The organism is Sulfurimonas sp. (assembly GCF_028694605.1).
Lineage (GTDB): Bacteria > Campylobacterota > Campylobacteria > Campylobacterales > Sulfurimonadaceae > Sulfurimonas.
The window spans coordinates 1-25688 of the sequence record NZ_JAQVKP010000008.1 but is presented as its reverse complement, the minus strand read 5'-3'; the positions used below and the strand labels follow the sequence as shown (position 1 = coordinate 25688).

General features: G+C 41.2%; 29 protein-coding genes. 10 read left to right on the top strand and 19 right to left on the bottom strand.

The features are described 5' to 3' along the window. Positions 1–141: 141 nt before the first annotated feature. Positions 142–699: a CDP-alcohol phosphatidyltransferase family protein gene (locus PHY84_RS06025; protein WP_299858474.1), complete on the top strand. Its 558-nt coding sequence runs from the start codon at positions 142–144 to the stop codon at positions 697–699. Here PHY84_RS06025 and PHY84_RS06020 read toward each other — a convergent pair whose 3' ends face one another. Continuing rightward, the gene (locus tag PHY84_RS06020; RefSeq protein ID WP_299858473.1) at positions 700–1080 is read right to left on the bottom strand and encodes a DoxX family protein; all 381 of its coding nucleotides are present in this window, start codon (positions 1078–1080) and stop codon (positions 700–702) included. It lies immediately after the preceding gene. Continuing rightward, positions 1080–1277 (bottom strand): hypothetical protein, encoded by a 198-nt coding sequence (locus tag PHY84_RS06015; RefSeq protein WP_299858472.1) that lies wholly within the window; start codon positions 1275–1277, stop codon positions 1080–1082. Before PHY84_RS06015 ends, PHY84_RS06020 begins: the two co-directional genes overlap by 1 nt. A gap of 175 nt (positions 1278–1452) precedes the next feature. Between PHY84_RS06015 and PHY84_RS06010 the strand changes: the two genes are divergently transcribed. Both PHY84_RS06010 and PHY84_RS06005 read left to right on the top strand, forming a co-directional pair. Beyond that, a complete protein-coding gene (locus PHY84_RS06010; RefSeq protein ID WP_299858471.1) occupies positions 1453–3042 on the top strand; it encodes a DEAD/DEAH box helicase in 1590 nt (529 codons plus the stop codon). A gap of 113 nt (positions 3043–3155) precedes the next feature. Continuing rightward, complete coding sequence (locus PHY84_RS06005; RefSeq protein ID WP_299858470.1) at positions 3156–3524, top strand: HIT family protein; 369 nt, start codon at positions 3156–3158, stop codon at positions 3522–3524. A 1-nt stretch (position 3525) separates the two neighbouring features. Here the strand turns inward: PHY84_RS06005 and PHY84_RS06000 are convergent, their stop codons facing one another. The 7 genes from PHY84_RS06000 to metK form a co-directional block, all read right to left on the bottom strand. Next, positions 3526–4527: a beta-ketoacyl-ACP synthase III gene (locus PHY84_RS06000; RefSeq protein ID WP_299858469.1), complete on the bottom strand. Its 1002-nt coding sequence runs from the start codon at positions 4525–4527 to the stop codon at positions 3526–3528. Beyond that, on the bottom strand, positions 4527–5525 hold the full coding sequence (gene plsX / locus PHY84_RS05995) for a phosphate acyltransferase PlsX (RefSeq protein WP_299858468.1): 999 nt from the start codon (positions 5523–5525) through the stop codon (positions 4527–4529). The genes PHY84_RS06000 and plsX overlap by 1 nt, the downstream gene beginning before the upstream one ends. Positions 5526–5528: 3 nt before the next feature. Continuing rightward, positions 5529–5678, bottom strand: a complete 150-nt coding sequence (gene rpmF, locus PHY84_RS05990; RefSeq protein ID WP_021287145.1) for a 50S ribosomal protein L32 — start codon at positions 5676–5678, stop codon at positions 5529–5531. A 45-nt stretch (positions 5679–5723) separates the two neighbouring features. Further along, positions 5724–6095, bottom strand: a complete 372-nt coding sequence (locus PHY84_RS05985; protein WP_299858467.1) for a hypothetical protein — start codon at positions 6093–6095, stop codon at positions 5724–5726. Positions 6096–6104: 9 nt separating this feature from the next. Then, positions 6105–6518, bottom strand: a complete 414-nt coding sequence (gene ndk, locus PHY84_RS05980) for a nucleoside-diphosphate kinase (RefSeq protein ID WP_299858466.1) — start codon at positions 6516–6518, stop codon at positions 6105–6107. 160 nt (positions 6519–6678) lie between these two features. Beyond that, the gene (locus tag PHY84_RS05975) at positions 6679–6963 is read right to left on the bottom strand and encodes a 4Fe-4S dicluster domain-containing protein (protein ID WP_299858465.1); all 285 of its coding nucleotides are present in this window, start codon (positions 6961–6963) and stop codon (positions 6679–6681) included. A gap of 111 nt (positions 6964–7074) precedes the next feature. Then, positions 7075–8238: a methionine adenosyltransferase gene (gene metK / locus PHY84_RS05970; RefSeq protein WP_299858464.1), complete on the bottom strand. Its 1164-nt coding sequence runs from the start codon at positions 8236–8238 to the stop codon at positions 7075–7077. A gap of 203 nt (positions 8239–8441) precedes the next feature. Here metK and PHY84_RS05965 point away from each other — a divergent pair, with 203 nt between their 5' ends. Then, entirely contained in the window at positions 8442–9038 is a 597-nt protein-coding gene (locus PHY84_RS05965) for a peroxiredoxin (RefSeq protein WP_299858463.1), read from the top strand. 70 nt (positions 9039–9108) lie between these two features. Beyond that, positions 9109–11019: an HD domain-containing phosphohydrolase gene (locus tag PHY84_RS05960; protein WP_299858462.1), complete on the top strand. Its 1911-nt coding sequence runs from the start codon at positions 9109–9111 to the stop codon at positions 11017–11019. On the opposite strand, the gene PHY84_RS05955 is transcribed toward PHY84_RS05960, so the two are convergent. Both PHY84_RS05955 and PHY84_RS05950 read right to left on the bottom strand, forming a co-directional pair. Further along, entirely contained in the window at positions 11014–13029 is a 2016-nt protein-coding gene (locus PHY84_RS05955) for a diguanylate cyclase (RefSeq protein ID WP_299858461.1), read from the bottom strand. The genes PHY84_RS05960 and PHY84_RS05955 overlap by 6 nt on opposite strands. Positions 13030–13084: 55 nt before the next feature. After that, a complete protein-coding gene (locus PHY84_RS05950; protein WP_299858460.1) occupies positions 13085–14344 on the bottom strand; it encodes a DEAD/DEAH box helicase in 1260 nt (419 codons plus the stop codon). A gap of 47 nt (positions 14345–14391) precedes the next feature. Here PHY84_RS05950 and PHY84_RS05945 point away from each other — a divergent pair, with 47 nt between their 5' ends. After that, entirely contained in the window at positions 14392–15636 is a 1245-nt protein-coding gene (locus PHY84_RS05945; protein WP_299858459.1) for a response regulator, read from the top strand. Here the strand turns inward: PHY84_RS05945 and PHY84_RS05940 are convergent. After that, entirely contained in the window at positions 15633–16727 is a 1095-nt protein-coding gene (locus tag PHY84_RS05940; protein ID WP_299858458.1) for a VWA-like domain-containing protein, read from the bottom strand. The genes PHY84_RS05945 and PHY84_RS05940 overlap by 4 nt on opposite strands. A 207-nt stretch (positions 16728–16934) precedes the next feature. Here PHY84_RS05940 and PHY84_RS05935 point away from each other — a divergent pair, with 207 nt between their 5' ends. Further along, on the top strand, positions 16935–17225 hold the full coding sequence (locus PHY84_RS05935; protein ID WP_299858457.1) for a nucleotidyltransferase family protein: 291 nt from the start codon (positions 16935–16937) through the stop codon (positions 17223–17225). Further along, positions 17218–17643, top strand: a complete 426-nt coding sequence (locus tag PHY84_RS05930; protein ID WP_299858456.1) for a HepT-like ribonuclease domain-containing protein — start codon at positions 17218–17220, stop codon at positions 17641–17643. Before PHY84_RS05935 ends, PHY84_RS05930 begins: the two co-directional genes overlap by 8 nt. 91 nt (positions 17644–17734) lie before the next feature. On the opposite strand, the gene PHY84_RS05925 is transcribed toward PHY84_RS05930, so the two are convergent. Further along, a complete protein-coding gene (locus tag PHY84_RS05925; RefSeq protein ID WP_299858455.1) occupies positions 17735–18730 on the bottom strand; it encodes a MoxR family ATPase in 996 nt (331 codons plus the stop codon). Beyond that, entirely contained in the window at positions 18727–19992 is a 1266-nt protein-coding gene (locus PHY84_RS05920) for a hypothetical protein (protein ID WP_299858454.1), read from the bottom strand. The genes PHY84_RS05925 and PHY84_RS05920 overlap by 4 nt, the downstream gene beginning before the upstream one ends. Positions 19993–20100: 108 nt before the next feature. Here PHY84_RS05920 and nhaA point away from each other — a divergent pair, with 108 nt between their 5' ends. Both nhaA and PHY84_RS05910 read left to right on the top strand, forming a co-directional pair. Continuing rightward, positions 20101–21444 carry a Na+/H+ antiporter NhaA gene (gene nhaA / locus PHY84_RS05915; RefSeq protein WP_299858453.1) on the top strand — a complete coding sequence of 448 codons (1344 nt, stop codon included), beginning with the start codon at positions 20101–20103 and terminating at the stop codon, positions 21442–21444. A 43-nt stretch (positions 21445–21487) separates the two neighbouring features. Then, entirely contained in the window at positions 21488–22597 is a 1110-nt protein-coding gene (locus tag PHY84_RS05910) for a multiheme c-type cytochrome (RefSeq protein WP_299858452.1), read from the top strand. 9 nt (positions 22598–22606) lie between these two features. Here PHY84_RS05910 and PHY84_RS05905 read toward each other — a convergent pair whose 3' ends face one another. From PHY84_RS05905 to PHY84_RS05885, 5 genes are all read right to left on the bottom strand, one after another. Further along, positions 22607–22894: a type II toxin-antitoxin system mRNA interferase toxin, RelE/StbE family gene (locus PHY84_RS05905; protein ID WP_299858451.1), complete on the bottom strand. Its 288-nt coding sequence runs from the start codon at positions 22892–22894 to the stop codon at positions 22607–22609. A 1-nt stretch (position 22895) separates the two neighbouring features. Next, positions 22896–23117 carry a ribbon-helix-helix domain-containing protein gene (locus tag PHY84_RS05900; RefSeq protein ID WP_299858450.1) on the bottom strand — a complete coding sequence of 74 codons (222 nt, stop codon included), beginning with the start codon at positions 23115–23117 and terminating at the stop codon, positions 22896–22898. An 84-nt stretch (positions 23118–23201) separates the two neighbouring features. Continuing rightward, a complete protein-coding gene (locus PHY84_RS05895; RefSeq protein ID WP_299858449.1) occupies positions 23202–24227 on the bottom strand; it encodes a dipeptide epimerase in 1026 nt (341 codons plus the stop codon). Next, positions 24224–24880 carry a DUF4143 domain-containing protein gene (locus PHY84_RS05890; protein WP_299858448.1) on the bottom strand — a complete coding sequence of 219 codons (657 nt, stop codon included), beginning with the start codon at positions 24878–24880 and terminating at the stop codon, positions 24224–24226. The genes PHY84_RS05895 and PHY84_RS05890 overlap by 4 nt, the downstream gene beginning before the upstream one ends. Further along, the gene (locus PHY84_RS05885; RefSeq protein WP_299858447.1) at positions 24877–25017 is read right to left on the bottom strand and encodes a hypothetical protein; all 141 of its coding nucleotides are present in this window, start codon (positions 25015–25017) and stop codon (positions 24877–24879) included. The genes PHY84_RS05890 and PHY84_RS05885 overlap by 4 nt, the downstream gene beginning before the upstream one ends. Positions 25018–25688 lie beyond the last annotated feature (671 nt).

Here is a 25688-nt window from a genome sequence, read left to right as displayed (position 1 = left end):
CGTGGTGAGCTTGTCGAACCATGTGCTTTATCCACCCTTCGACAAGCTCAGGGCGAAGGGATGAAGTTTTATTTTAAGGTTATGCAAGAAGTCTATTAAATTTGTTATAATTTCGCACACCTGAACCATATTGGATAATATATGAAATTTTTATACAATCCGTCATCACACTTTAACCTCGCAAACCTTTTTACCTTTGTAAACATCACAGCAGGGCTTTTGGCAACCTACTTCATCACGCAAAACAACTTCTTCATAGCCGTTATTTTGGCGTGGGTAGGCGGAGCGTTTGATATCTTTGACGGCAAAATCGCCAGAAAGTACAAACTCTCCAACGAGTTTGGCATTCAGCTTGACAGCTTTGCGGACTTTTTGAGTTTTGTACTTGTGCCTGTTTTTCTTATCTTTCAAGCCATTTACAGCAGCAGTTTTTCGGGTGTGTGGATGTTTGCGGCGGGAGTTGTGAGCATCTACTATGTTATCTCGGGTCTAAGAAGACTTATCCAGTTCAACATCAACTCTGATGCGGGGGAGGTAGCCAAGCATTTCACAGGCGTACCGACTCCTCTGGGAGCAATTTTACTCTGGCTTGTCTTTTTGGCACAAACCTACGCTTCGCTTCCATCAGCGGCGGTTTTACTCTTTATGGTAGCCATAGGGTGGAGTTTAAACTCAAAAATTAAAGTGCCGCATCCCTAATTATTTCCCATTAAGCGCATACTTCCCGCTTCCAAAAACAAAAATCATAAGCGAAAGTATAAGATAGAGAAACGGGAGTTCAAAAACAGGTGCGCCATGTTTTCCAAGGGCAAAAAGAGAGTTTCCATAGGCTAGAAAGATTACCATTGCCATATTTAGCGCCAAAATAAGGGATGCTGCCCTAGCGTAAGCTCCAAGCAAGATAAAAATAGGCACAACAACCTCACCGACATAAACGCCATAAGCTACAAACTCAGGCAAACCCGCAGCAAGCGTAAGCTCTCTTACTCCGCCAATGCCGTGAATGATTTTGTGCAGACCATGAAAAAGCATCATGATGCCAACCGCGAGCCGTAAAAAAAGTTTTGTTATATCCTGCATTATTTGCTCTCCTCTTTGCGTTTAAATCTGCAACTGCCGACCGTTATCATTTTACCGTTTTTTATCGCCTCTTTTATATAAGCAAGTATGCCTTGCGGGTCTGCGTCGCCGACTTCTTCTGCTATTATCTGCAAAAGATGCTCATCTTTGGTTACTCTCCAACTCTTTTCATAACTATACTGTGTCTCTATCGTCATGCTTCTCCTTTTGCTATATTGTCCATTTTTACTCAATATTACCTTAAATAATTCTAAATATAATTTATTTCAATAAAAAACGGAGTTTATTTGGGTATAATTCGCCAAATATTTTAGGGGAAGGTGCCTTGTCATTAGTGACATGCTTGTATCATCTCCGATTTAAAGGAAAATGATGCAAGAAAATGCACAAGAAAAAGCAATCACATTTGATGATTTGGGTTTAAAAAAAGAGATACTTCAGAGTATCAAGGATGCTGGTTTTACTACCCCAAGTCCGATTCAAGCAGCGGCGATTCCGTTTGTTTTGGCAGGACGAGACATTGTAGGTCAGGCACATACGGGTACAGGTAAAACGGCAGCGTTTTCTCTTCCTGCTCTTAACAACATAGATGTAAGAGACGGCATAGGTCTTTTGGTTATCACTCCTACACGCGAACTTGCAACCCAGGTAAGTGACGAGATTTTCAAATACGGCAGAAACATGGGTGTCAAAACCGTAACAGTTTACGGCGGAAGCTCTTACAACAGACAGATTGACCTTATACAAAGAGGTGCTAGCGTAGTTGTTGCAACTCCGGGCAGACTTTTGGATATCCTTAAAAAGAATCTTGTAAAAGACTTTGCTCCAAGCGTTGTCGTACTTGACGAAGCTGATGAGATGCTTGATATGGGATTTTTGGATGATATCAACGAGATTTTTTCTTATCTTCCCTCAAACCGCCAAACACTTCTCTTCTCGGCTACTATGCCAAAGCCAATTAAGCTTCTTGCAGAGAGAATCCTTGACAATCCGGAGTTTGTAAGTATCACAAAAGGCGAGACGACAAACACGGACATCGACCAAGAGTACTATGTTATCGAGGAGTCGGAGAGAGATGACGCTATCATCCGTCTTATGGATGCGGAAAAAAGCAAAAAATCTATCGTTTTTTGTAGAACAAAAAGCGAAGTTGACAGACTTTCAAACGTTCTCTCAAGTGCGGGCTACCTTGCAAACGGTCTTCATGGAGACATGGAGCAGAGACAAAGAGAGACTGTTATCAAAAACTTCAAAAACAGCGGTGTAAAAGTTCTAGTTGCTACCGATGTTGCTGCTCGCGGTATCCACGTGGACAACATCTCGCATGTCTTCAACTACCATATCCCTTTTGATCCGGAGTCTTATGTACACCGTATCGGAAGAACGGGAAGAGCGGGTATAAAAGGAAAAGCTATCACGCTTCTTACTCCGCTTGAGTTTAAAGAGCTTCAGCGCATCAAGGCAAAAGTAGGAACGACAATGACACATGCATTTGTTCCAAGCAAAAATGACTTAAGAGCATTAAATCTTAAAAATATCGTTGATACCATAGAGGCGCAGCATATATATGATGAGGCACATAAGATTCTTGATATGCTCAAAGAAGATATAGACGAAGAGACAATTATGTTTAAACTTGTCTCTATGATTTTGGACAAACAGACTATCCAAGGACCAAACCATATCGGTATCCCTGCCGACAGACTTGCTGCTATCCTAGAGCGCGCAGACAAAAGAAACGATTCAAGAAATAGGGGTCGTGGCGGTAACTTCCGTGGAAACAGAAGCCGTCCAAGCGGAGACAGAAACCGCTCAGGAAGCAGTGATAGATCTCGCTCAAGCGAAGGCGGAGACAGAAGTTCTCGCCCAAGCGGCGGCGGTTACCGTGGCAACAATGCTAGCGGCGGCGAGAGAGGCCGCTCGGGAAGCAACGATAGAAACCGCGGAAGACACAGAGACTAAAAAACATCTCACAAAAACCCGATTTTTTCGGGTTTACCCCTCTGCCTTTTATATAAATTACCCCTCTGCAAGATATAATAAGACCATTAAAAAAAACCAAAAAAAGAGAACAAATGATTATTTTTGAAAACAGCGATTTTTTTGTAGAAACAGAGGCAAGTTCTATTCCGTGGTTAAAAATTTTCACAAAAGAACCATACAGAGAGCTAGGCGACATGCCCAAAGGGCTAAAGGGCAGACTTTGGGAGCTTTACGACATCATAGAAGAAGAGATGAGAAGCTACTACAATCCAAAAAAGATAAATATGGCATCTTTTGCCAACATGCTTCCCCGTGTTCACATACATGTAATGGCAAGATTTGAAGAGGACAGTCATTTTCCAAATCCGATGTGGGGGGAGAAATTAAGAGAGGGCAAACTCACGCTTCCTAGCGAAGAGGAGTTTTATAGAAGAGTCAAAGAGGCTTTAAAGGGCGTATGAACTACTTTTGAAGCGGAGCAAAGGGAACGAGTGCAGAACCCCATGTCAGTCCGCCTCCAAAAGCGTCAAGAAGCATAAGCTCTCCTGCTTGCAAACGACCGCTCTCATAGATATCGTTTATCGCCATCGGGATAGAAGCGCCGGAAGTGTTACCGTACTTTTCAACCGTCAAAACAACCTGCTCATCACTCATACCAAGTGCTTCGCCTACTGCTTTTATGATTCTTAGATTTGCTTGATGCGGAACAAAGTGTTTAATCTCAGAAGAGTCAATGCTGTTGTCCCTTAAGATGTCAACTACATCTTTTGTCAATGTTTTTACTGCGACTTTAAAAGTCTCGTTCCCTTTCATCTGCATAAAACAGCTTGTTGCTTCTTGTTCCAAAGTATCATGGGCAGAGCCGCTTCCGCCGTTTGGAGACATAAGCAAGTCTGCAAATGTTCCGTCCGCTCCAGTATGTACATCAATAATTGCTTCATTTTTATCCTCAGTAGCACTTACAACTGCCGCACCTGCACCGTCTCCAAAAAGAATACAAGTACCCCTGTCTGTATAATCGGTTATGGCGGAGAGCTTTTCAGCACCAATAACAAGGATATTTTTCTTCATTCCGGACTCTATAAAAGCTTTTGCAATTGACAAGACATAGACAAAGCCGGTACACGCCGCAGAGATGTCAAAAGCAGTTGCATTGGAAATGCCTAGCTTTGTAGAGATGATAGCCGCAGTTGAAGGCATACAGAAGTAATCAGGCGAAATAGTCGCACAGATAATCATATCGATTTTACTTTTATCTATACCGCTTCTCTCTAATGCGATTTGAGCAGCTTTTGCACCCATGTCGCTTGTAAATTCTCCATCCTCTGCAATGCGTCTCTCTTTGATACCCGTCCTCTTAGTAATCCACTCATCAGAAGTATCCACCATCTTTGCGAGATCTTCATTTGAGAGAATTTTGCTTGGAGCGTACGCACCAATAGAGCGAAATGCAGCATATGCCATTACTTTTCCTTATTTTTTAACGCTTCTAGTCTTTCTACTATATGTTCGTTTACGCCCGTATCAACATAGCCAATCGCCTGAAAGATTGCATTTTTTATCGCTTTTGGATTGCTTTTTCCGTGACTTACTATTGCACAACCCTGAATACCGATAAGCGGAGCACCGCCAATTTCAGCATAATCCATCTGTTTTTTAAGAAGCACAAACACTTTGCGCATCAAAAGCGCTCCAGTGATAGCAATCGGGGACTTTCTGATATAATCTTTGATAAGTCCGCTAATAGTGGAAGCAACGCCTTCAGATGCTTTAAGCACAAGATTACCGACAAAACCGTCACAAACGATAACATCACAGCTTCCATTGAAGATATCACTTCCCTCAACATTGCCTTTAAAGCCCTTGTATCCGACCAAGAGTTTAAAAACCGCTTTTGTGAGCTCATTGCCTTTAGAGTCTTCCTCTCCGTTTGCAAGCAGACCTATGGAAGGATTTTGTACTTTGAACATATCCTCCGCATAACATCCGCCCATAACGGCAAACTGTACCAGATGTTCAGGTTTGGAGTCCACATTTGCCCCAACATCAAGAATAACAGATTTTCGTGATGTTTTTGTCGGCATAAGAGCCACAAGTGCGGGTCTTAAAACACCTTTTAGACGTCCTAGTCTTAAAGTAGCCAAAGTCATAGTTGCTCCGCTGTGTCCGGCGGAAACTACGCCATGCGCTTCACCGTTTTTTACAAGCTCAATGGCTTTATAAATTGAACTTTCCGTCCTTTTAAGAGCATCGGTAGCAGCATCATGCATCGATATAACATCATCGGCTTCAACTATAGAAATCTTATCTCTATAACGTTTTGGTAACAGAGGTAAAATTTCTGATTTTTTACCTACAAGTATAGGAATGAAAAGTTTTTGTTTGAGAGCTTGGATACAACCTTCAATGATAGGCTCAGGACCGAAGTCCCCACCCATTGCGTCAATAGCAATCTTAACCATTGACTATTTGTACTCACCGGTTGTTGGATTGATGTGGTGTGGAAGCTTGTATGTTCCATCCTTATCTTTCACTGGACGAGCTAAAGAAATTTTGTAGTGAGTTCTTCTCTTTGCTGAACGCGAGTGAGAGACTCTTCTCTTTGGTACTGCCATAGTATATTCCTTTCTGTTTGAATTAAAGAAGCCTTAAGCTTCACACTACTCTACTGTATAGTCAGAGCCAGCACAATTTCCGCAACTTTTGTAGTCACTCAAAATAAGTTCTATCTCAGAATTCATTATCTCTTGCAAGTCAATCATAGAGTCAAAAGACTCTACAACTTCCAAAAAAAGATCTTGATTCTTAGTATAGAGTCCATCAGAGATGTAGAACTCCACATCTTCATCTATATCGAGCAAAAAATCTTCAGCGCATACATCGCAAGCAGTCTCTATCTTACCACTTAATTTTGCTTTCAGCAAAATTAATTTTGCAGAATCATACTGCAAAAAACCTTTAAAAGTTATTTTATCCTTTTTGATATCAAACTCTAAAGGTGTTTTGCCAATTTTATTTAAAGATATCTTCAAATATTTTACTTATGCAATTTCTCTTTGGGAGAAGAAAAATGCGATTTCAATCGCTGCATTTTCAGCAGAATCACTTCCGTGAACAGCGTTTGCATCAATGTTTTCAGCGAAATCTGCACGGATAGTGCCTGCTTCTGCCTCTTTAGGGTTTGTTGCTCCCATAAGTTGGCGGTTTTTTGCGATTGCATTTTCACCTTCAAGTACTGAGACAACTACAGGACCGCTAATCATAAAATCAACTAAATCACCAAAGAAAGGTCTCTCAGAGTGTACTGCATAAAATGCTTCTGCATCAGCACGTGAAAGTTGCATTTTTCTTGTTGCTGCTATTTTAAGACCATTGCTTTCAAAACGATCTAAAATCTTACCGATAACACCTTTAGCAACGGCATCTGGCTTTATTATTGATAGTGTGCGTTCCATCAAATCTCCTATGAAATGTAAAAATTAGGATGGAATTGTACCCAAAAAATCACTGATTTAAAATTAAAGTTGCATAAGCCAAATAAAAAGAGGTGTTTGAAAGAAAAAAAGGGGACAAAAACCGCAAAGCATTTTTTGCTTCACGGTTTTAAAGAGAGCATTACGCTACAACAGCCTTGCCGATTCCACGCATATCATCAGTAATGTCTGCACGGTGTGCCGGGCTATCGCCTACAGCATCCCAAGTAATACATCCCTCAGTTGGACATGCAGTCGCACATGCAGGCTCATCATGATGACCGACACACTCTACACACTTGTTAGAATATACATAGTAAGTCTCCTCACCAGTCGGGTTATCATCCTCGTCAACGATTGCTTCTACCGGACACTCATCGATACAAGCGCCGCAGTTAATACATGTATCACCAATAATTACTGCCATTAGGATTCTCCTATTTTTAATTTCGTGGTAAGTTTAACAAAACATTTTTAAAGATAGCTAAAAAATCAAACACAAAATCCAAAGAAATCTTTTTTGTTACAAAATCTTTGCTCAAATCCCTATTTTTAGATAATTTTTTATATCACCTACTCTATTTGTCTGCTCCCACGTAAACTCTTCTTCTTCTCGTCCAAAATGCCCATAAGCAGCAGTTTTACGATAAATAGGGCGCAAAAGGTTAAGAGAGTTCATAATACCTCTTGGAGACAAATCAAAAAGTTCTCTCACGCATGCCTCGATTTTATTCTCATCGACAAAAGCGGTTCCGTGCGTATTTACCATGATAGAAGTCGGCTGCACTATGCCTATGGCATAAGAGATTTGTATGGTTACTTTATCGCACGCACCGGCTGCAACGAGATTTTTAGCTACATGTCTTGCCGCATACGCCGCACTTCTATCAACTTTGGTCGGGTCTTTGCCGCTAAATGCGCCGCCGCCGTGAGGGCAGCTTCCGCCGTATGTATCAACGATAATCTTGCGCCCTGTAAGACCTGCATCGCCTTGAGGTCCGCCTATGACAAATTTGCCTGTCGGGTTGATGTGAAAAATGGTATTTTCATGCATCAACTCTGCGGGAATAACTTCACGAATCACCTCGCGTACAACATCTTCATGTATCTTTTCTTGGCTAATCTCGGGAGCGTGCTGTGTTGAGACAACAACCGTCTCTACAAAAACCGGTTTATCATCCACATATTTTATACTGATTTGTGCTTTTCCATCTGGTCTTAAATATGGGATAATCCCCTCTTTGCGCACCTCTGCAAGGCGTCTTGTGAGACGGTGTGCAAGGTAGATGGGAAGCGGCATAAGCACATCGGTTTCCCGACACGCATAACCAAACATAAGTCCTTGATCTCCTGCGCCTATCTCGCCATCTGCAAGACTTACACCTTGGTTGATATCCGGCGATTGTTCTCCGACTGCATTAAGCACTGCGGCGGAGCGGTAGTCAAATCCGTAAGTTGCATCCGTGTAGCCAATCTCTTGGACGACTTTTCGTACAATCTCCTGCATCGGTGCATAGGTTGTTGTTTTGAGTTCACCCGCTATGATACAAAATCCATTGGATACCAAAGTCTCACATGCTACATGTGCAGCGGTATCGCGCTCAATAATATAATCCAAAATTGCATCACTGATTTGGTCAGCCATTTTATCGGGATGCCCCTCTGTTACAGACTCTGAAGTAAATATATACTCTTTTGTCATCGATTTTCCTTATTGAAATATAGAGTCAAGCCCCATAAATCGGCAAAATTATAACTCATAAAATTAAAGATATTATTATGCAAATAATTATCAAATAATAAAAATTATCCTTAAGATATTTTATTACTTTAGCTGACTAGATATTTTCTTACTTTTATTCAGTTAAAATTTCAGTATCAAATTTAAAAAAACAAGGAAATATTATGTTAGTAACAAACCCAGCTCCGGATTTTAGTGCAACAGCAGTTTTAGCGGATGGCTCTATCGTTGAAAATTTCAAATTATCAGAAAATCTTGGTGCAAAAGGGACGGTTCTTTTCTTTTACCCTCTTGACTTTACTTTTGTCTGCCCGTCTGAAATCATTGCATTTTCTCATAGAATAGAGGAGTTCAAAAACCGTGGCGTAAATGTAATAGGTGTCTCTGTCGATAGCCAGTTTTCACACTTTGCTTGGAGAGAAACTCCCGTAAACAGCGGCGGTATCGGCAGAATAAAATACCCGCTTGTGGCAGATTTGACAAAACAAATTTCTAAAGATTATGATGTTTTATTTGGAAATTCAGTGGCGCTTCGCGGTTCATTTTTGATTGACGGCAAAGGTATTGTGCGTCATGCGGTTATCAACGACCTTCCGCTTGGAAGAAACATCGACGAGATGATAAGAATGGTGGATGCGATGCAGTTTACGGACGAGCATGGCGAGGTGTGTGCGGCAGGATGGCAAAAGGGCGATGAGGGTATGAAAGCGACAACTGAGGGTGTTGCAGAATACTTGGCTAAAAACAGCGAAAAACTCTAATATTTTTCTCTACTTGGTAACATGTGAGTTTCACATGTTACTCTTCATAAAATTAATGTAAAATATCTCTATGAAAACACTCCTTTTAGCACTCCTTTTTCTCGTTGCTCTTTATGCTGATGCTCCAAAAGAGTTGCGTGTCGGTATTTACGAAAATGCTCCTAAGATTTTTACGGATGCAAATGGCAATCCTTCCGGTTTTTTTGTGGATATTTTAAATGATATTGCAAAAAAAGAGGGTTGGTCTCTAACATATAAGGCGTGTCAGTGGCAAGAGTGTCTTTTGATGCTTGAGAATGGCGAGTTGGACATTATGCCCGATGTTGCCTACTCTAAAGAGCGGGAGAGGCATTTTTTGTTCAACAAAGAGATTGTCATCTCCAACTGGTCAACGCTATTTTCTAACAAAAAAAGCAAAATCTCTTCTATTTTGGATTTGGATGACAAGCGAATTGCGGTGTTAGAAAACAGTATCCAGCAAGAGCAGATTGAAGAGAGTTTTGCTCTTTTTGGGGTTAAGCCTACTTTGCTTAGTGTAAAGAGTTTTGAAGAGGCTTTTGTACTTACACAAAGCGGTGTGGTCGATGCGGCAATCGTTAACAGACATTTTGGAGCGCAATATTTTGAAAAATATAACCTCATTGAAAGCTCCATACTTCTCAACCCGGCTGCTTTAAAATTTGCTCTCACAAACAAAGCAGAAAATTTTGAGATAGCTCAAAGAGTTGATTATCATCTTGATTTAATCAAAAAAGACAGAAGCTCTATCTACTACACAGCGGAAAGAAAGTGGCTTGAAGTAAAACCAAAGATTGGGCTTCCTGAGTGGTTTTACCCGTTTCTTATCATCGCCTCAACACTGCTTTTGCTGCTTGGCAGTGCGGTACTCTTTTTTCGCTATCTAGTCGGTGTGAAAACTAAAAAAATAGTCCAAAATGCTCACCACCTTCAAGCTATTGAAAACGAAAAAGCACATAACTACAGACAAGTTCTCTACTCGCTTATTGCAATGATAGAACAAAGAGACTCCTACACGGCAGGACACTCTCAGCGCGTGGCACGCTACTGCGGGTTAATCGCCAAAGAGATGGGATATGATGAAGAGGAACAAGCTCTACTCTACAAAGCGGCAATGCTCCACGACATAGGTAAAATCGCCACTCCTGATGCCATCTTGCTCAAGCCTGAAAAGCTTACACAGACAGAGTATGCCATCATTCAAGAGCATGTCAATGTCGGTATCAAAATCCTTCAAGATGTTCCTATGTTTCATGACATCCTAGAGATTATCAAGCATCATCATGAAAAATACGATGGAAGCGGCTATCCGATGGGTGTGGCAAAAGATATGATTCCAAAACTTGCACGTGTTATGATGGTTGCAGACGCCTTTGATGCGATGACTACCAACAGGATTTACAAACACAAAAAAAGCACTGTACATGCGATAGAAGAGATAGTTGAACTAAGTGGCAGATACTATCATCCGGAGGTCATTCAAGCAGCCGTGATAGCGCTTAAAGAGATTGATACTTCAGAAAATGTCAGCCAAACTCCTCGAACAGTTTTAGAGGAACAACGTTTTGTTTACTTCTACAAGGACAGTCTTACAGAGCTTTACAATGCAAAATACTTAGAAGCGACGCTTGTAAACAATGAAAATTTTAGGGCATTTCAAAAGATAGTTCTTATCTCTTTGCATCAGTTTGACAACTACAATAAAAAGCATGGCTGGGAAGATGGGGATAGAGTGCTTAAAGAGTTTGCCGCACTCTTACAAAAACTCTTTCCCGGTAAAGCACTCTTTAGAGTAAGAGCGAATGATTTTATCGTTTTGCTTGGAACACAAGAAACCATAGATGGAAAAAAGGCAGAAATTAGGGAATTTTTGGAAGCCCATAAGCTCTCTTTTGACTGTATCGTAAAAGATGCAGCACAAAATCAAATCAACTCCTACGAAACACTTAAGAAGTTTTTATAGATACTCCCACCGCTCTTTTAACTCCTTTGGAATAACGCTCTCTCTAAAATCATCGGAGAGAATTCTTGCGATTCCAAACAACCCGATAATAGCTCCGTTTACATCTTTGATAGGGTATTTTCTGTTATCAACCCACCCTTTTTTGCCCTCTTTTGTGACAAATGGCTGGTACTCCTGCGCGACATCAACCTTACCGCCAAAGATGGCTTTTTCAAGTTTATAATACTCATCCGCATACTCTTTGCCAAAAACTTCATAGTCGGTAGCGCCGATAAGCTCCTCAACACTTGCGGCGGTGGTAATAGCAAGAAGTGTTTTGCTTGCGGCGGTAAAGAGATGATTTTCATCTTTAAAGTAGATAAAGTCATTGGTTCGCTCAAGCATTGCATTAAAATTATAGAGAGACAGAGCATCACGCATCTCACCGGCAAGTGATTTTGCATCATACATCTCTACTATAAAAGTGCCGTTGTGTTGGCGGATATTTAAACGTACTATCTTGATTTTTCCATCGGCACACACTATGCGAAGAGTTTTTGAGTAGGCAAGAGCGCTATCTTGAAACACATCAAGGTCTGCTTCATAAACAATAGAGAGAAACTCTCTCTCTTTGTGGACAAATGCCTCTGTTTTATAGCCTGTTATCTCAAAGACAGGACCATTTGCATCTATAACATAATGGAGTGCACTATCTTCAAAGACAAAGAGGCACTTCTCTCTTTCATCCGTATTATGCAGTTCGTGAAATACTTCTTGCGCTAAAACGGTTCTGTTTCTCCCTTCCTCTTTTGCCCTGTAAAGCGCTATATCTGCCAACTTATAAATATTTTTATAATTTTTTATCCCCGTATGAATATCTGTATGATAAACCCCTGCACTTACTGTTTTATGAAATACGATGCTTCCTTTGTTAAAAGCATGCTCCGCAACAATACGGCGAATTTTTTGAGCGATAATCATACTCTCCTCAACACTGATACGACTTAGAAGTGCCACAAACTCCTCTCCGCCTGCTCTATAAATCTTATCTTCATGACGGAAATGCTCTTTGAGAAGCTGTGCAAACTCACTCAACACAAAATCCCCTACGTCATGTCCATAGGTATCGTTAACATCTTTAAACCAGTCAATATCAAAGAGAATAACCGCAAACGGAGCTTTATGCTCTTTGTAATGTTTGATGAGCAGATTCATATCCATCTCAAAGGTAAGCCTGTTAAAAAGCCCTGTGAGAGGGTCATGGCTGGCAAGTTTGTTAAGTCGCTCGTTGGCACGTTCAAGGTGGAGCGTACGCAACTCGACCTGATGTCGCAAATCACCCATAAAAAGCTCTTTCTCTCTTGCAAGTTCTACTAACTTGCGCGCCATCGGCTGAAATATAAAAATCATCTCTAAAAGAAGCGCTACAAGCGTCACTCCATAGATAATGTTTTCTGTACGCTGTATCTTGTATAAACCTGCCTCACCCTCTTTTTGGTATTGCGCAACAACTTTGTCCAAATCCACCAAAAGAGCATCCGACTCAGTGTTGAAAAAGACGGCAAGCCTCTCCATATCTTTTAGAGTCTCTGCACGAACAAGCTCTTTTGCGGCGTTGGCATACGCTTCTACACGCTTAGCAATCCGGGCATGACCAAAGTAGAGGTCATTCATCTCACTTGAGAGTGTAAGCTCCTCTGTCAGGCTAAGTTTTCCGCTTGAGAGCATTGCATTTGCACGAAGCATCTCATCGCTTTGTCGCTCCAGTCTTCTTTTTATAATATTTGCAGTTTCAATATCTTTATCTTGATAACGGTGATGAATTCTGTGTGCATCAAGGGCGATATACTGCGAGAGCATACGCTGCTTGCCGGAGAGATTGACAACGTAGGCGATGCTATGTGTATCTTTTAAAACAAGATGAAGCATCGAGAGTGCAAGCGTGGAGAGCAACGCAATAATTGCAAGCGCAATCACGTAACGTTTTGTTATGACTGTTTTTACATAACTTGCCGTCTGATTATTATTCATAAAAATCCCCCTCCGCTACAAACACATTATAACAGAAGAATATCTTAAAATCGGCTTAGTGTGATGTGTCCATAAAATCAAGTGCCTTTGGATGGACAAAAATCTTCTCGTACCACTGCCCTTTTGGTGCGAGAAGTGTGAGGCGCGCAGGCTGCATGGCACGTGAGAGAGCGACATAAAACTGTGATGGTGCAAAAATCTCATTTGTGGCGATAACAAGGTCAAGAATACTCATACCTTGGGACTTGTGGATGGTAATGGCGTAGGCGAGTTTGATGGGGTACTGATAGAGCGTCACGACAGCCTCTTCTACAAGTTCTTTTTTGCCCTCATGGATGCGTTCCGCCCATACCATCTTGCTTTGGGCAACCTGCTCTAGTTTGACAACTTTTGCATCGCTCTTTTTGACATAAACATAGCTTGCATCAATACCGACTATCTCGCCCCGCTCGCCGTTAAAATAGTTCCATGCGTTTTTGCTAAAGAGTACCGGCACACCGACTTTTAGCTCTAAAAGCCTCTCTATGCGTGCATCGTTCATAAAACGCTCTACTTCCGCATCGCTGAGTGTTTTTTTATGCTTGATGATTTGTGCCTCTTTGGTATAAAGCTCGCCATCAAGTTTGCCAAGCTGCTCTTTGTTATGTCGCTGTGCGCTTTGGTTAAGCCCAAAAAGAAAAGTCACATCGTTAAAATCATACGGCAGAGGCTTGATGAAAGCATTTAGCGCATTATGCACCTCTTCATTCGCTTCTCCAAAACGTACCTTATGCAAAAGCTCTATAAAATGAGCATTGGTGGTTCTGTAGATGTGTGTAAGCTCCACACGCTCAAACACAAAAGCACTCCAAGCCTCAGACTCAAAAGCAAAACGAACCTCACCCCCGCGCACAACCGGAGGAAGCTGCAAAAAATCCCCGACTACCAAAAGCGCACCGTCAAATGCACACTGCTCAAGACGCATAGCTACCATTTCAAAAAGGGTATCACTTACCATAGAAATCTCATCAATTACGATAAGTGCGAGTGAAGCGATGAGTTTTTTAAGCCGTTTTGATGGTTCGCCTTTGCCATTACGCACAAGCTCTTCGTGGTTTTGTGCAATTCCAAACTCAAAAAAACTATGCAGTGTCTGACCGCCGATAAGCGTTGCCGCCATCCCTGTAGAGGCAAGTTTTGCGACTTTCTTCGCCTCCTGTTCAAAGTGCTCTATCACTTTTTTTGTCATTGTCGTCTTGCCGACACCTGCTCCGCCGGTTAGAAAAACACTCTCTTTATTATGCAGTTTTTGAGTGATTGCTTCAAAATAATTCATACAAGATTATACTATAATGACGAAATTTTTTTATAAGGAAGCTGTTTATGGAGAGAATATTAATCGTTGAAGACAGCAAAGCTCTAGCAAAAGTGGTAGCGAAAAAGATAAATCTTGAGCTTGGTTTTGAAGTGGATATCGCTTACTCTATGTCCGAAGCAAAACTTTTTTTAAAAAGATATAGCTACTTTTTGGTTCTTACAGACATAAATCTTCCAGATGCTCCAAATGGTGAAATCGTTGATTATGCGCTTGGCAGCGGCAACCATGTTATAGTCCTTAGTGGCAACATCGATAAAACATTTCGCACCTCAATGCTCAAAAAAAACATCATCGACTATGTCAATAAAAGCGGTGTAAATGATATCAACTACATTCTTCAAACCATTGCGAGACTGCAAAAAAACCAAAACCACACTATTTTGGTGGTTGACGACTCTTTGGTTTTTAGAAAACAACTCCAAAGTATGCTTGAAAATATGTTTTTCAAGGTCATTACCGTAGCACACGGTGAGGAAGCGATGGGAATCTTACGCACAAGAAATGACATCAGTCTGGTTTTGACCGACTACCATATGCCTGTAATGAACGGGCTTGAACTCACAAGCGAGATACGCAAGATATACACTAAAAACGACCTTGGTGTCATTACCGTCTCCAATGACGATAAAGAGGACACCACGGCGCTCTTTTTAAAAAGCGGTGCAAATGACTACATCAAAAAACCTTTTTCAAAAGAGGAGTTTTCATGTCGCATCAACAACTCCATAGAAGCCCTTGAAAATATCCACACCATCACCAACCATGCCAACCGTGACTTTTTGACAGGGCTTTATAACCGAAGATACTTTTTTGCAACGATGCAGGGCTACTTTGAAAAAGCACTTCAAGAGAGCGAGAAGCTTGCCATCGCCATGATTGACATCGACCATTTTAAAAAAATCAACGACACATACGGACACGATACGGGCGATAAGGTTATCAATGCAGTAGCAGATACCTTGCGTGCCAACACAAGCCAAGAGGACATGGTGGCACGTTTCGGCGGCGAGGAGTTTTGTGTAGTACTAAAAAATATCGCCCCATCAAAGGCACTGAGCATTTTTGAAGATTTAAGAGCAAAAATAGAACTGTGCAGCATTGCGGTGGCAAACGGCGAAAATATCCACTGCACCGCTTCCATCGGCGTACTTCTTACCCCTGAAGAGACTCTAGAAGAGAGTGTAAACCAAGCCGACATGCTCCTATATAGCGCAAAACAGCAGGGAAGAAATAGAGTGGTTAGTAACTAATCTTCCAAAACTATAACGCTCCCAAAAGGCACATCCCGCTCTTTTGGGGTTATCCATTTTACCTCATACTCCGGTGCAACAAGCGGGAAAACTCCATCCAGATCGCTAAAGTACAAGAGCAGTTTTACATCTTCAAGCTCATTTTCTACCAGCTCAAAGACTGGACGAAAGTCGGTTGCGCCGCCGCCGCTTAGCTCTGCTTCCAATGTGTCGCCGCCGTAAAAAGTTTTGCGCATCCTAATCTTATCATCACACACGAGAAGTTCCAGCTCAAAGTTTGGGATGGTGTGCATAAGGGAGTTTAGCTCACTTAAAAAAGAGTTTAAAAGTGCCTCATCAATAGAACCCGAACTATCCACCGCAACAACGAACCTGAAGCGCTGGCTTATACATGAAGGAAGATAAACTCCCATATAGAGCAGTTTTTTACTTGGCGGCAAGAGCGTGTAGTCGTCTCTGTGAAACCTCTCTAATGCAGCCTTTAGCTCATCACGCCAGTTGATTTTGCCTTTTTTCGGCGTGTGAAAAAAACGCTCTATGGCGTGGATAACCTCGCCGCTTTGCATCTCCTCTTCAAACTTAGCATTGGCGAACTCTTCAAAGAGCTGCTCTTCTAACGCCTCTTCTTGTACGTTTTGATTTTGCACATCATCTGGCGTATCGGCTTCATACTCCAGCTCATCACGCAAAATATCCTCTTTAAGTGCGGCGTAAATCTCCTCTGCATAAAGCCCGTTAAAACGGTGTGAGTAGTGCGCCTCATCGGGACGCGTCAAGCCGTTTTGCACAAGCATATCGTTGATGGCATAGTCTGTCGCAAGCTGCCAAAGCCAACCGCTTCTGCCATTTTTCCTCGCCTCATGCGCCAAAGACGCGTGCATCGCACCGTTGGCAAAAACAAACTCCAACTGCTGCAAGGAGAGTTTTGCCAAAAAATCACTGTTGTACTCAAGCGTGATGCCGTTGCTCTTAAAACTCTCTATATCATCGTTTGCAACGAGTTTGAGCTTGGAAGCAAGCGTACCAAAAAGCGGAAACCTGAGAAGAAGTTTGGCTTTGGCTTCTGAGATTTTTTGCCTCATAGCTAACATGTAAATATCCATTTTTTTAGAGTTATTATATCGAAGCTTATAGCATCAAAGACATTAGAGCTCTTGTATATTTTAATAAATCAAATTTTTAATCTCTTTTAGTTATTATACCAAAAGCATAAATGGAACAGCATTTAAAGATACTGAGTATAGACTGCTTGAATTATTAAGGGTACCTTAAAACCTTAGCTTGTTTTGGAGAAAATTATGACAAAAGCTTATATACTCAATTTTTTAAGAGAACATGAAAAAGAGCTTTATGATAGATTTGGTATCAAAAAAATAGCACTCTTTGGAAGTTATGCAAAAGATGAAGCAAGAGAAGATAGCGACATTGATTTAGCGATAGTTGAGATTGATAAAAAAGATTATTTTAATCGTGTACAAGCAAAATATTTCTTAGAAGAACTACTTCAAAAAAGTGTTGACATAGGGTATCTTAGCAGTATGAGAAATTTTTTAAGAAAAAGAGTAGAAAAAGAGATGATTTATGTCTAGGGTAAAAGAGCTTTTTTTGTTTGATATGCTAATAGCTATTGCAAAGATAGAAGAAACTTGCAAAAACTTTAGTGATGGTGATGCACTAAAACACAACTACATGGCATGGGATAGTGTCATAAGAGAGTTTGAAATCATTGGAGAAGCTACAAAAAACCTTATCAATAGCGAGGTGTTTGATACAAGCAAAAGAGAGATTGTCAATTTTAGAAATGTTTTGATTCATGAATATTTTGGGATAGACGAAGAAGAGGTATTTGATATCGCCCGCAACAAACTAAATGACTTAAAACAGATAGCAATCTCAAAGATAGAAACAATTGAAAAAGAGCTCAAAGAAGAGTTAATAATCGATTTTATAGATGAAAATAGACATTTGAATTTTGTGGTAGATGCTGTTACTAAACTAAGAAAATAAGATGTCAAGAAATACGCCTTAAACTTGTCTTAAATGGTGATTGAAATACATGGTTCAAAATCCACTATGAACGAAAAACCTATTTTAAAAATCACCCCAAAAGATAGGCAAATTTCTTGACCCACTCTTTAAATACGTCGGAGTGTTCCATCTTCACGCCGCTGCGCTGTAAATCCTGCACAATCATCACGGCGAACTCGCTTTTTAGTCCAAAAGTGTAGGTGAGTAGATGTTCAAGCCGCTCATTGCTCGGATTGCCCAAAAAGCTGCCCACAATGCCCGAACTGAGCGCATAAAGCACATCCACCTCGTCACTGTATGCTCCGCTTCCGCTCTCCAAAATCATCTCAATATCGGGGAGTTTGTTCATCACTTTTGCAAATGCCAAAAAGGAGACGCCGACATCTCTACCGAGTGCCGCACCGATAGCTTCAAGCAAAAGAGACGGTTTTAGGTTGGCTTTTAGGATTTTATCGACATACTCCCAACTTCTTGGCGTTGCAAAACTCTTGTTTTCGCTCTTTGCATCAAAAGTGAACAGATGTTCTTTTTTATAGGCGATGTAAGCTATGATGCGCGCATCCACGCTGTTTTCAAACGCCCAGACCCGCCAGTCATCCACATGAACATCCATCTCAAAGTGAACAAATCTGTTTGCCAAAGGGCTTGGCATACGGTAAGTCACGCCACGGTCACCCTCACGGTTTCCGGCAGCGACTATCGCCCATCCTGAGGGAAGTTCGTACTCGCCTACTTTTCTATCAAGTACGAGTTGATACGCTGAGGCTTGAACGCTTGGCGGTGCGGAGTTTAGCTCATCCAGAAACAAAATCCCCTCTCCCTCTTTTGGCAAAAATGCAGGCGGCGCCCAGAGTGCGGTATGGCTCTCTTTGTCATAAAACGGGATGCCTTTTAGGTCGGTTGGATCCATAAGTGCCAAACGCAAATCGATAAAACCGATGTTTTGCTCCTGTGCTATCTGTCTGATGATAGAGGACTTGCCGATCCCCGGTGCACCCCACAAAAATGTAGGCACTTTTTGCGCTAAAAGTGAAGCTATGGTATCTTTAAGCTCCGTAATCGTCATACTATCCATCCTATATTTTCTTGTTGTATATATCTGCCAAAAGCGGGGTTCTCTTTAACTGTGCGTGCAAGTCTTGAGTCAAGTTGCAACTGGTATAAAATCTCAACCGGCGTGCTTTTGTTTTGCGCCAAAGCCTTTAAAACTTCAATGTTACCGGAGTTTGCGAGTGCTTCTAAAATCTCTTGCGGCGTATTTGGGTTAGAGGCAACGGCGGCATGATGCGTTCCCTCTTTGTATGCTTCAAAAAGCAGTGTCGTCGGTGTTGCGCTGTTTTTATATAGCGTCTCTTGCAACTCAAATGTGCCAAAAGAGAGAAGTTTTTCTACCACTGCAAGAGCAATCTTCTCGTTGGAAGCAAGAGAGATATGAACATCGCTTGCATCAAGCCCGACAAGCTGCTCTTGCATCTCTGGAGTGAGTGTCTCATTTTTTGAAAGCGCAAGAGGCACAACCGCTAAAAGTTTTTTAAAAAGCGCATTGTCAAGTTTGATGTAGCGTGCCAAAAGAGGAGCAAATTCCGGCTCTTTTAAAAGCTTTTCAAGCAGCGTTTTTGAGAGGTTTTCATTTTTACAGAGTGCCTCAAGTACACTCGCATCGCCTGAACCGTAAAGTGCCATCTGCATAGCCTCGTCACAATCATAACGCATTGCGATAAGGGTTTTTATCTTTATATTTGCGCTGCTCTTTTTTTGCATCGGTTCAAGCTCCAACATCGCACGCACCAACTCTTGATTGTCTGTTTGCGCCAAAAGATGGATAAATCCGGAAGTCGCATACTGCACATTGTGGTTGCGCTCGATATCTTTGTAAAAACGCAAAATAATCGCCGCGCTCACATCACGGTTGTCATCATTTTCAAAAAAATCCTCGCCGCCCCATACGTACATCTTGAGAAGTTTGAAAAAAAGTGCATCTTCTATCATGGAGTTTTGCAGAAAAGATTTGAGCCGCTCTTTGTTGCGGCTGAGTTTGAGCGACATCAAAAGCGTGTTTGCGTCTATGTACTTTGCGATTTCCTTCTCAAAAACATCGATACCGACAAACTCAAGCCCGCTCCCATGCTCATCATAAAGCGCATTGCTCTCATTTTGCTCATAAGGCGTCATCATCTTGCCCTCAACGACAAGAGCGACATCATCACTGTAGCTGCTTGTGATGATTATCTTATGCACCTGCAACTGCGCACTAAACTCATCCATGCTAAAAGCACGGCTTTTGCCAAAAAGAAGGATTTTTTTGTTTTGTAGGTTTTGTAAATTCATGGGGTGATTGTAACCAAAAAGTTTAAATCATGGCATACGACATGAAGACCACCTGTTTTTTTTAATTAGCTACAATCTTCAAACACAACTTCAACCAAAGGAAAAAAAATGAAGATATATGCGCCGTGGGAGAAAGCTTTTAACAAAATCGCTACTCCTTTTGAACACTTTATCCATGCGCAGACGACAACCGGTATCATCTTGATGAGCATGACTATCGTTGCGCTTGTACTGGCGAACACTCCTCTTTATGATGCTTACATGCACTTTTTTCACACCTCCATTGCGTTAGAAATCGGGGAGTTTAAGCTATCGCACTCTATCCATCATTGGATTAACGATGCACTTATGGCGGTTTTTTTCTTTATCATCGGACTGGAGATAAAACGGGAGATTTTGGTCGGTGAACTATCCAACATCAAAGTGGCGATGCTGCCCATACTTAGTGCCATCGGCGGGATGATATTTCCGGCACTTATCTATAGTGCCCTCAACAGCGGCGGCGAAGGAGCTAACGGCTGGGGTATCCCTATGGCGACAGATATCGCTTTTGCCATCAGTGCGCTTGTGCTTTTGCGAAACAGAGTCTCCACCTCGCTTGTGACATTTTTGGTCGCTCTTGCCATCGTGGACGACCTTGGAGCAGTTATCGTCATTGCACTTTTTTACACAAACGAGATTCATCTCTCATGGCTTATGATGGCGGGAGGCGCATTTTTAGTGATGGTTGTACTCAACCGTTTTGGTATCCATGCGGTGCTTCCATACTTTAGCGTGGGGCTTTTTATGTGGTTTTTTATGCTTGAATCCGGTGTTCATGCGACCATAGCCGGAGTAATTGCGGCACTAAGCATCCCATCCAAACCAAAATACACACCTACCTCTTTTACCACACATACCAAAAACCTCCTTGATGAGTACGACAACTATCCGGTTGCCACAGACCATACTATGCACGAGAGACAAAAAGCGATTTTACAAAATATCAAAGACAAGATAGATGCCGTTGGCTCTCCGTCTGCACGCCTTGAACACTCGCTGCATCTGCCTATAAGTTTAGTAATTATCCCGCTTTTTGCCCTTGCCAATGCAGGAATCGCCATAGATTTCTCATCAATCGGCGCATCCGTCACGCAAAACGTCTCTTTGGGCATCATCATGGGGCTTCTCTTTGGAAAGGCTATCGGAATTGCGGGAGTTGCTTATCTAGCCATCAAACTTAAAATCGCCTCACTGCCGCAAAACAGCACAATGAACCAGATAGTAGGTGTCTCCTTTTTAGGCGGTATCGGCTTTACGATGTCCATTTTCGTCGCTGACTTGGCATTTGCGGGCAATGATGCGCTTATATTTCAAGCAAAGGTTGGGATACTTAGCGCCTCTTTATGTGCCGGACTTTTAGGCTTTTTCTGGCTTCGCTACGTTGCAAAAAGCCCTGTACAAGAGCAGTAATAGTTTTTTAGTGTTATAATAGTTTTAAAAAAAGGAATGCGCCATGAAAAAACTGCTCTTTTTACTCTCTGCCGCAGCTTGGTTACTGGGCAACGACACCGCACACGAATTTGCAAAGAGTGCGGAGTGTCAGGCATGTCATCCGAAGATTTACGAAGAGTATTACGGCTCTATGCACGCCAATGCTACTCCGGACAAAGACCCCATCCATAAAGCCGTCTGGGATAAGCATCCGCATAAAAACAAGTTTGAACAATACTCATGCGGCAAGTGCCACTCACCTGCCGCCGACAACCTAGATGCGATGCTTGCTAAAGGGCAGAAAGCTCTTCATGATTCAAAAAACGAAACGCATCAAGAGGCGGTCGGCTGCGCATACTGCCACCGCATCCAAAGCATAGAACACGGCAAGATGAACAACACCAACATTATCTCCAAAGAAAAACTTAGCTTTTACGGCTCCACAAGAAGCTCTTTAGAGTCGCCTTACCATAAAATCATCACCGAAAAAAACGAACATTTTAGTAACGGCAATGTCTGTATCGGATGCCACTCGCACAACCTCAACGCTCATGGGCTTAACCTCTGTTCCACAAATGTAAACGATGAGATGAGCACTTCTAACTGTGTAAGCTGCCACATGCCAAAAGTTGAGGGAAGTTTCTCCTCTATCATAGAGACGAAAACGCACTCTTTTCATGGTTTTGCAGGGGCGCATGCCAACTCCGACATGCTCAAAAAGTATGTCCAAATCTCACTTTTACGCAATACTGACCACTTTATAGTCAATGTGGACAACCAAACTTCTCATGCACTGTTGCTACACCCAATGCGTCTAGCCGTTCTTAAGATTAGCGTCACAAGGGACGGCAAAACAGAAGCACTTGCAGAAGAGCAGTTTGTGCGTGTTATAGGCAAAGAGAACAAACCTGCCATGCCGTGGGTTGCCGATGCAACGCTAAAAGATAGCATGGTAAAAGCAAACGAGAAAAGAGCCGTGAGACGGGACTTTAAACTCGAAAAAGGCGACAGAGTAGATGTTACGCTGGGGTGGTTTTTAGTGCATCCGCAGTCACTAAAATCACTTGGGCTTGAGAACGAAAAAGCGGCAAAAGAGTTTCATGTCTTTAAGAAAGAGAGTTTTTCGTTTTAGTGGGTGGAGCTATTTTTTATAGCTCCCCTCTCTTGACTTTACGCTCACAACCAAAATAATAAGCCTCTCATCCTCTTTTTTGTAGATAACTCTGTAAGTTCTAAGCTTAAGCCTATAAAGCTCTTCGTCGAAGCCTTTTAGTTTTTTAATCTTCCCGTTTGTTAAAAAATCTTGTTCTAGTTTGTGGGAGAAATTTGTTACAAACTCCAGTATTGAATCTGTTAAATATTTTAAGTGCGATTTATTTATAGATTTAAAATCTTTAATAGCTTTTTTATCATAAACAACGCTGTACATCCTAAAGCCCTAGCTCTTTGAGAAGTTCTTCATGTGTAATTGTCCCCTCACTATTTTTAAGCCTATCCCTAGCCGTTTGAACATCTTGATAATCCATATACATCTCAAGCGCCTCAGAGATAATCGCACTCTTTTTTTTACCAAGTTCATGAGAGAGTGCGTCTAGCTCCTCTAAAAGTGAAAGCGGAAGTGTAAATGTTGTAGGTTTTACTGTTTTGTACATTTTGTGCCCTTTGTGTCTATTATTGTATTTATTATTATATTGTTTATTATATTTATTATCAAGTAGATTTTTTTAGAGGTGCCATTAATTTTTGAAAGTTATTTCACACCCATGAAACTCAAAATCAAGCTCGCTGCATGGCTCTTTATAAAGCAGCGGACTATCCAAATCGACATACTTCACAACATCACGATATGCAAACGCAAGATAAATGGCCATATTGATAGAGCATGGACCCTCAAGCATAGAACCTAGCATACAAGGGACTTTTTGCTCTCTTGCATACTCCAAAATCTCTATAGCCTTGCTCACTCCGCCGCACTTCATAAACTTTATATTTATCATATCCGCACTCTTAGAATTCACCACTTTTTTTACATCTTCAAGAGTAAATGCCGCTTCATCCGCCAAAATAGGGATATGCGAAAACTCGGTAACTTTTCTCAATCCATCCAAATCAGCCGCAATTACGGGCTGTTCTATAAGCTCTATCTTTATATCAAACATATTGGTGACAAAAAACTCCGCATCTTCCACACTCCATGCCTGATTGGCATCTACAAGTATCTTTGCGCACGGAAGCTCTTTTTCTATAGCTCTTACAACACCCACTGCATGCAAAACATCGCTCCCGACTTTTACTTTTAGTATCTCCATACCCTCACTATAAGCTTTTTTAGCATCATAAAGCATCTTGTCGGTCTCATTTAAACTGATAGTAACATCTGTTTTAAGTAAAGACAAATCCGTTGCACCAAAGTAGTCATAAAGCCTCTTTTTTGCCTCTTGAGCTAATAGATGTACAAACGCTATATCAAGTGCGGCTTTTGCACTTGAGCCGATTTTTGCCTTATGAAGAGTTGTTATAGCCTCTTTTGGCGAGAGATTAAAAAACAGCTCTTTAACACTGCCGATAGACTCTAAAATATCCTCTATCCCCTCCCCAGTAATCGCCTTAGTTGCAGGCGCTTCGCCAACCCCTGTAAGACCGTTTTCACACTCTACAAAAACTCTTACAAACTCCGCATGAGCAGCAGTTCTAAGAGCAGTTTTAAACGGAGTTTTTAACTCTATATGTTTCACTTCGGTTATAATTTTTGTTATTTTCATTTTTTATCCGATTCTAGCAGATATTTATACAGTGGTAAAACATACACTTTTTTACCATCGACCTCGATTACGCTCTCTTGCTCTTTTGTGATAAGGTATGCGCTATCCATACCAAAATAATCCATAGCCTCAAGCAGTCCATCGACTTCTCTTTTTCTTGTTTTTTCATTCTCAATCATGTAGCTTACATTTACCAAATGCTCTTTGCCATCAATTCTGGCATAAAAATCAACCTCATGATTTTGCTTGAAGTAGTACAAATCTTTTGTCTGTCTTCGCAAATGCAAAAAGACGATATTTTCATAAAGCTTACTCATATCTTCACCGATAGCATAGTCATATATCTTTTTAAATCCGTTATCTATGGCATATATTTTTTTGGGATTGCGTTGCTCCTCTTTGATGGAGTTTCGATATATGGGCAGTGTAAAGATGGCATAAGCGTCTTCTAGGTGTGAGAGATAGTTAAAAACAGTGTCTTTGCTGAGCTTGAACCCTTGGGATTTAAAATCGTTATAAAGCTTCGTAAAACTTACCAAAGTAGCGATATTTGTAAAACAGTATTTATTTAAACTCTTTAGCAAACTTCTGTTTGTGATGTTGTATCTGTCAACTATATCTTTATAGACGATAAGCTCAAGATAATCGCTCAAAATTTTTCTAGATATAGTTTTGTCTTCATTAATAGTTTCGGCAAAACCGCCGTCAAAGAGGTAATCTTTTTTGACTCTATGGGTATATCATACGCTCTTGGGAGTATATTTTTTATCTCTTTTTCTATAAAGTCCATGATAAGCCGCTTAAACACCTCTCTTATTTTTATCCTTATTTAAAAGGACTATTATAGATATTATTATCCTTGTTGTCAATGCTTAATTAAAATCTATTTTATTAAGGGCACCTCTAAAAACTCTAGCCGTCTTCAGAGGGAATCAAAAAAGATGAGAGGACGCAAAATCTTTTTTGAGCCTTAGCCAACGCTAAGGCGATAAAAAGTTTTGCGGCATATCGCTTTTTTGAACCCTCCCGTAGGGCGATAGAGCCAAGCCCACACTCTGCGTTGCCTCTTTTTGCCTTAGCCTTAGCTAGGGCTGCAAAGAGCCGCCTTGATTGTGAACTTGGCTCTATCGCTGAAGATGGCTAGAGTTTTTAGAGGTGCCCTTAACATTATATCTTGTTGAATTCTTAAATTCCGGGTTCACTTACTATCAATCTTCTACTGCATGAGAAATTTCTTTAATGCCAAAGAGAGTTCATCATCACTTAAATTTCCTTTATCTGTTTTAGAGAAAATTGATATTAGTATAATTTTGTCTTCAAGTTGTTGGTAGATAATAACTCAACTTTCGCACATAGAAAATCCTAAATTTCCTACATTCAAAAGCATAAATAAAGCCCATAAATAGGCACTTTAAAGTATAATTTGTTTACGACAACAGACCAATACAAGGTGCTTTTTTA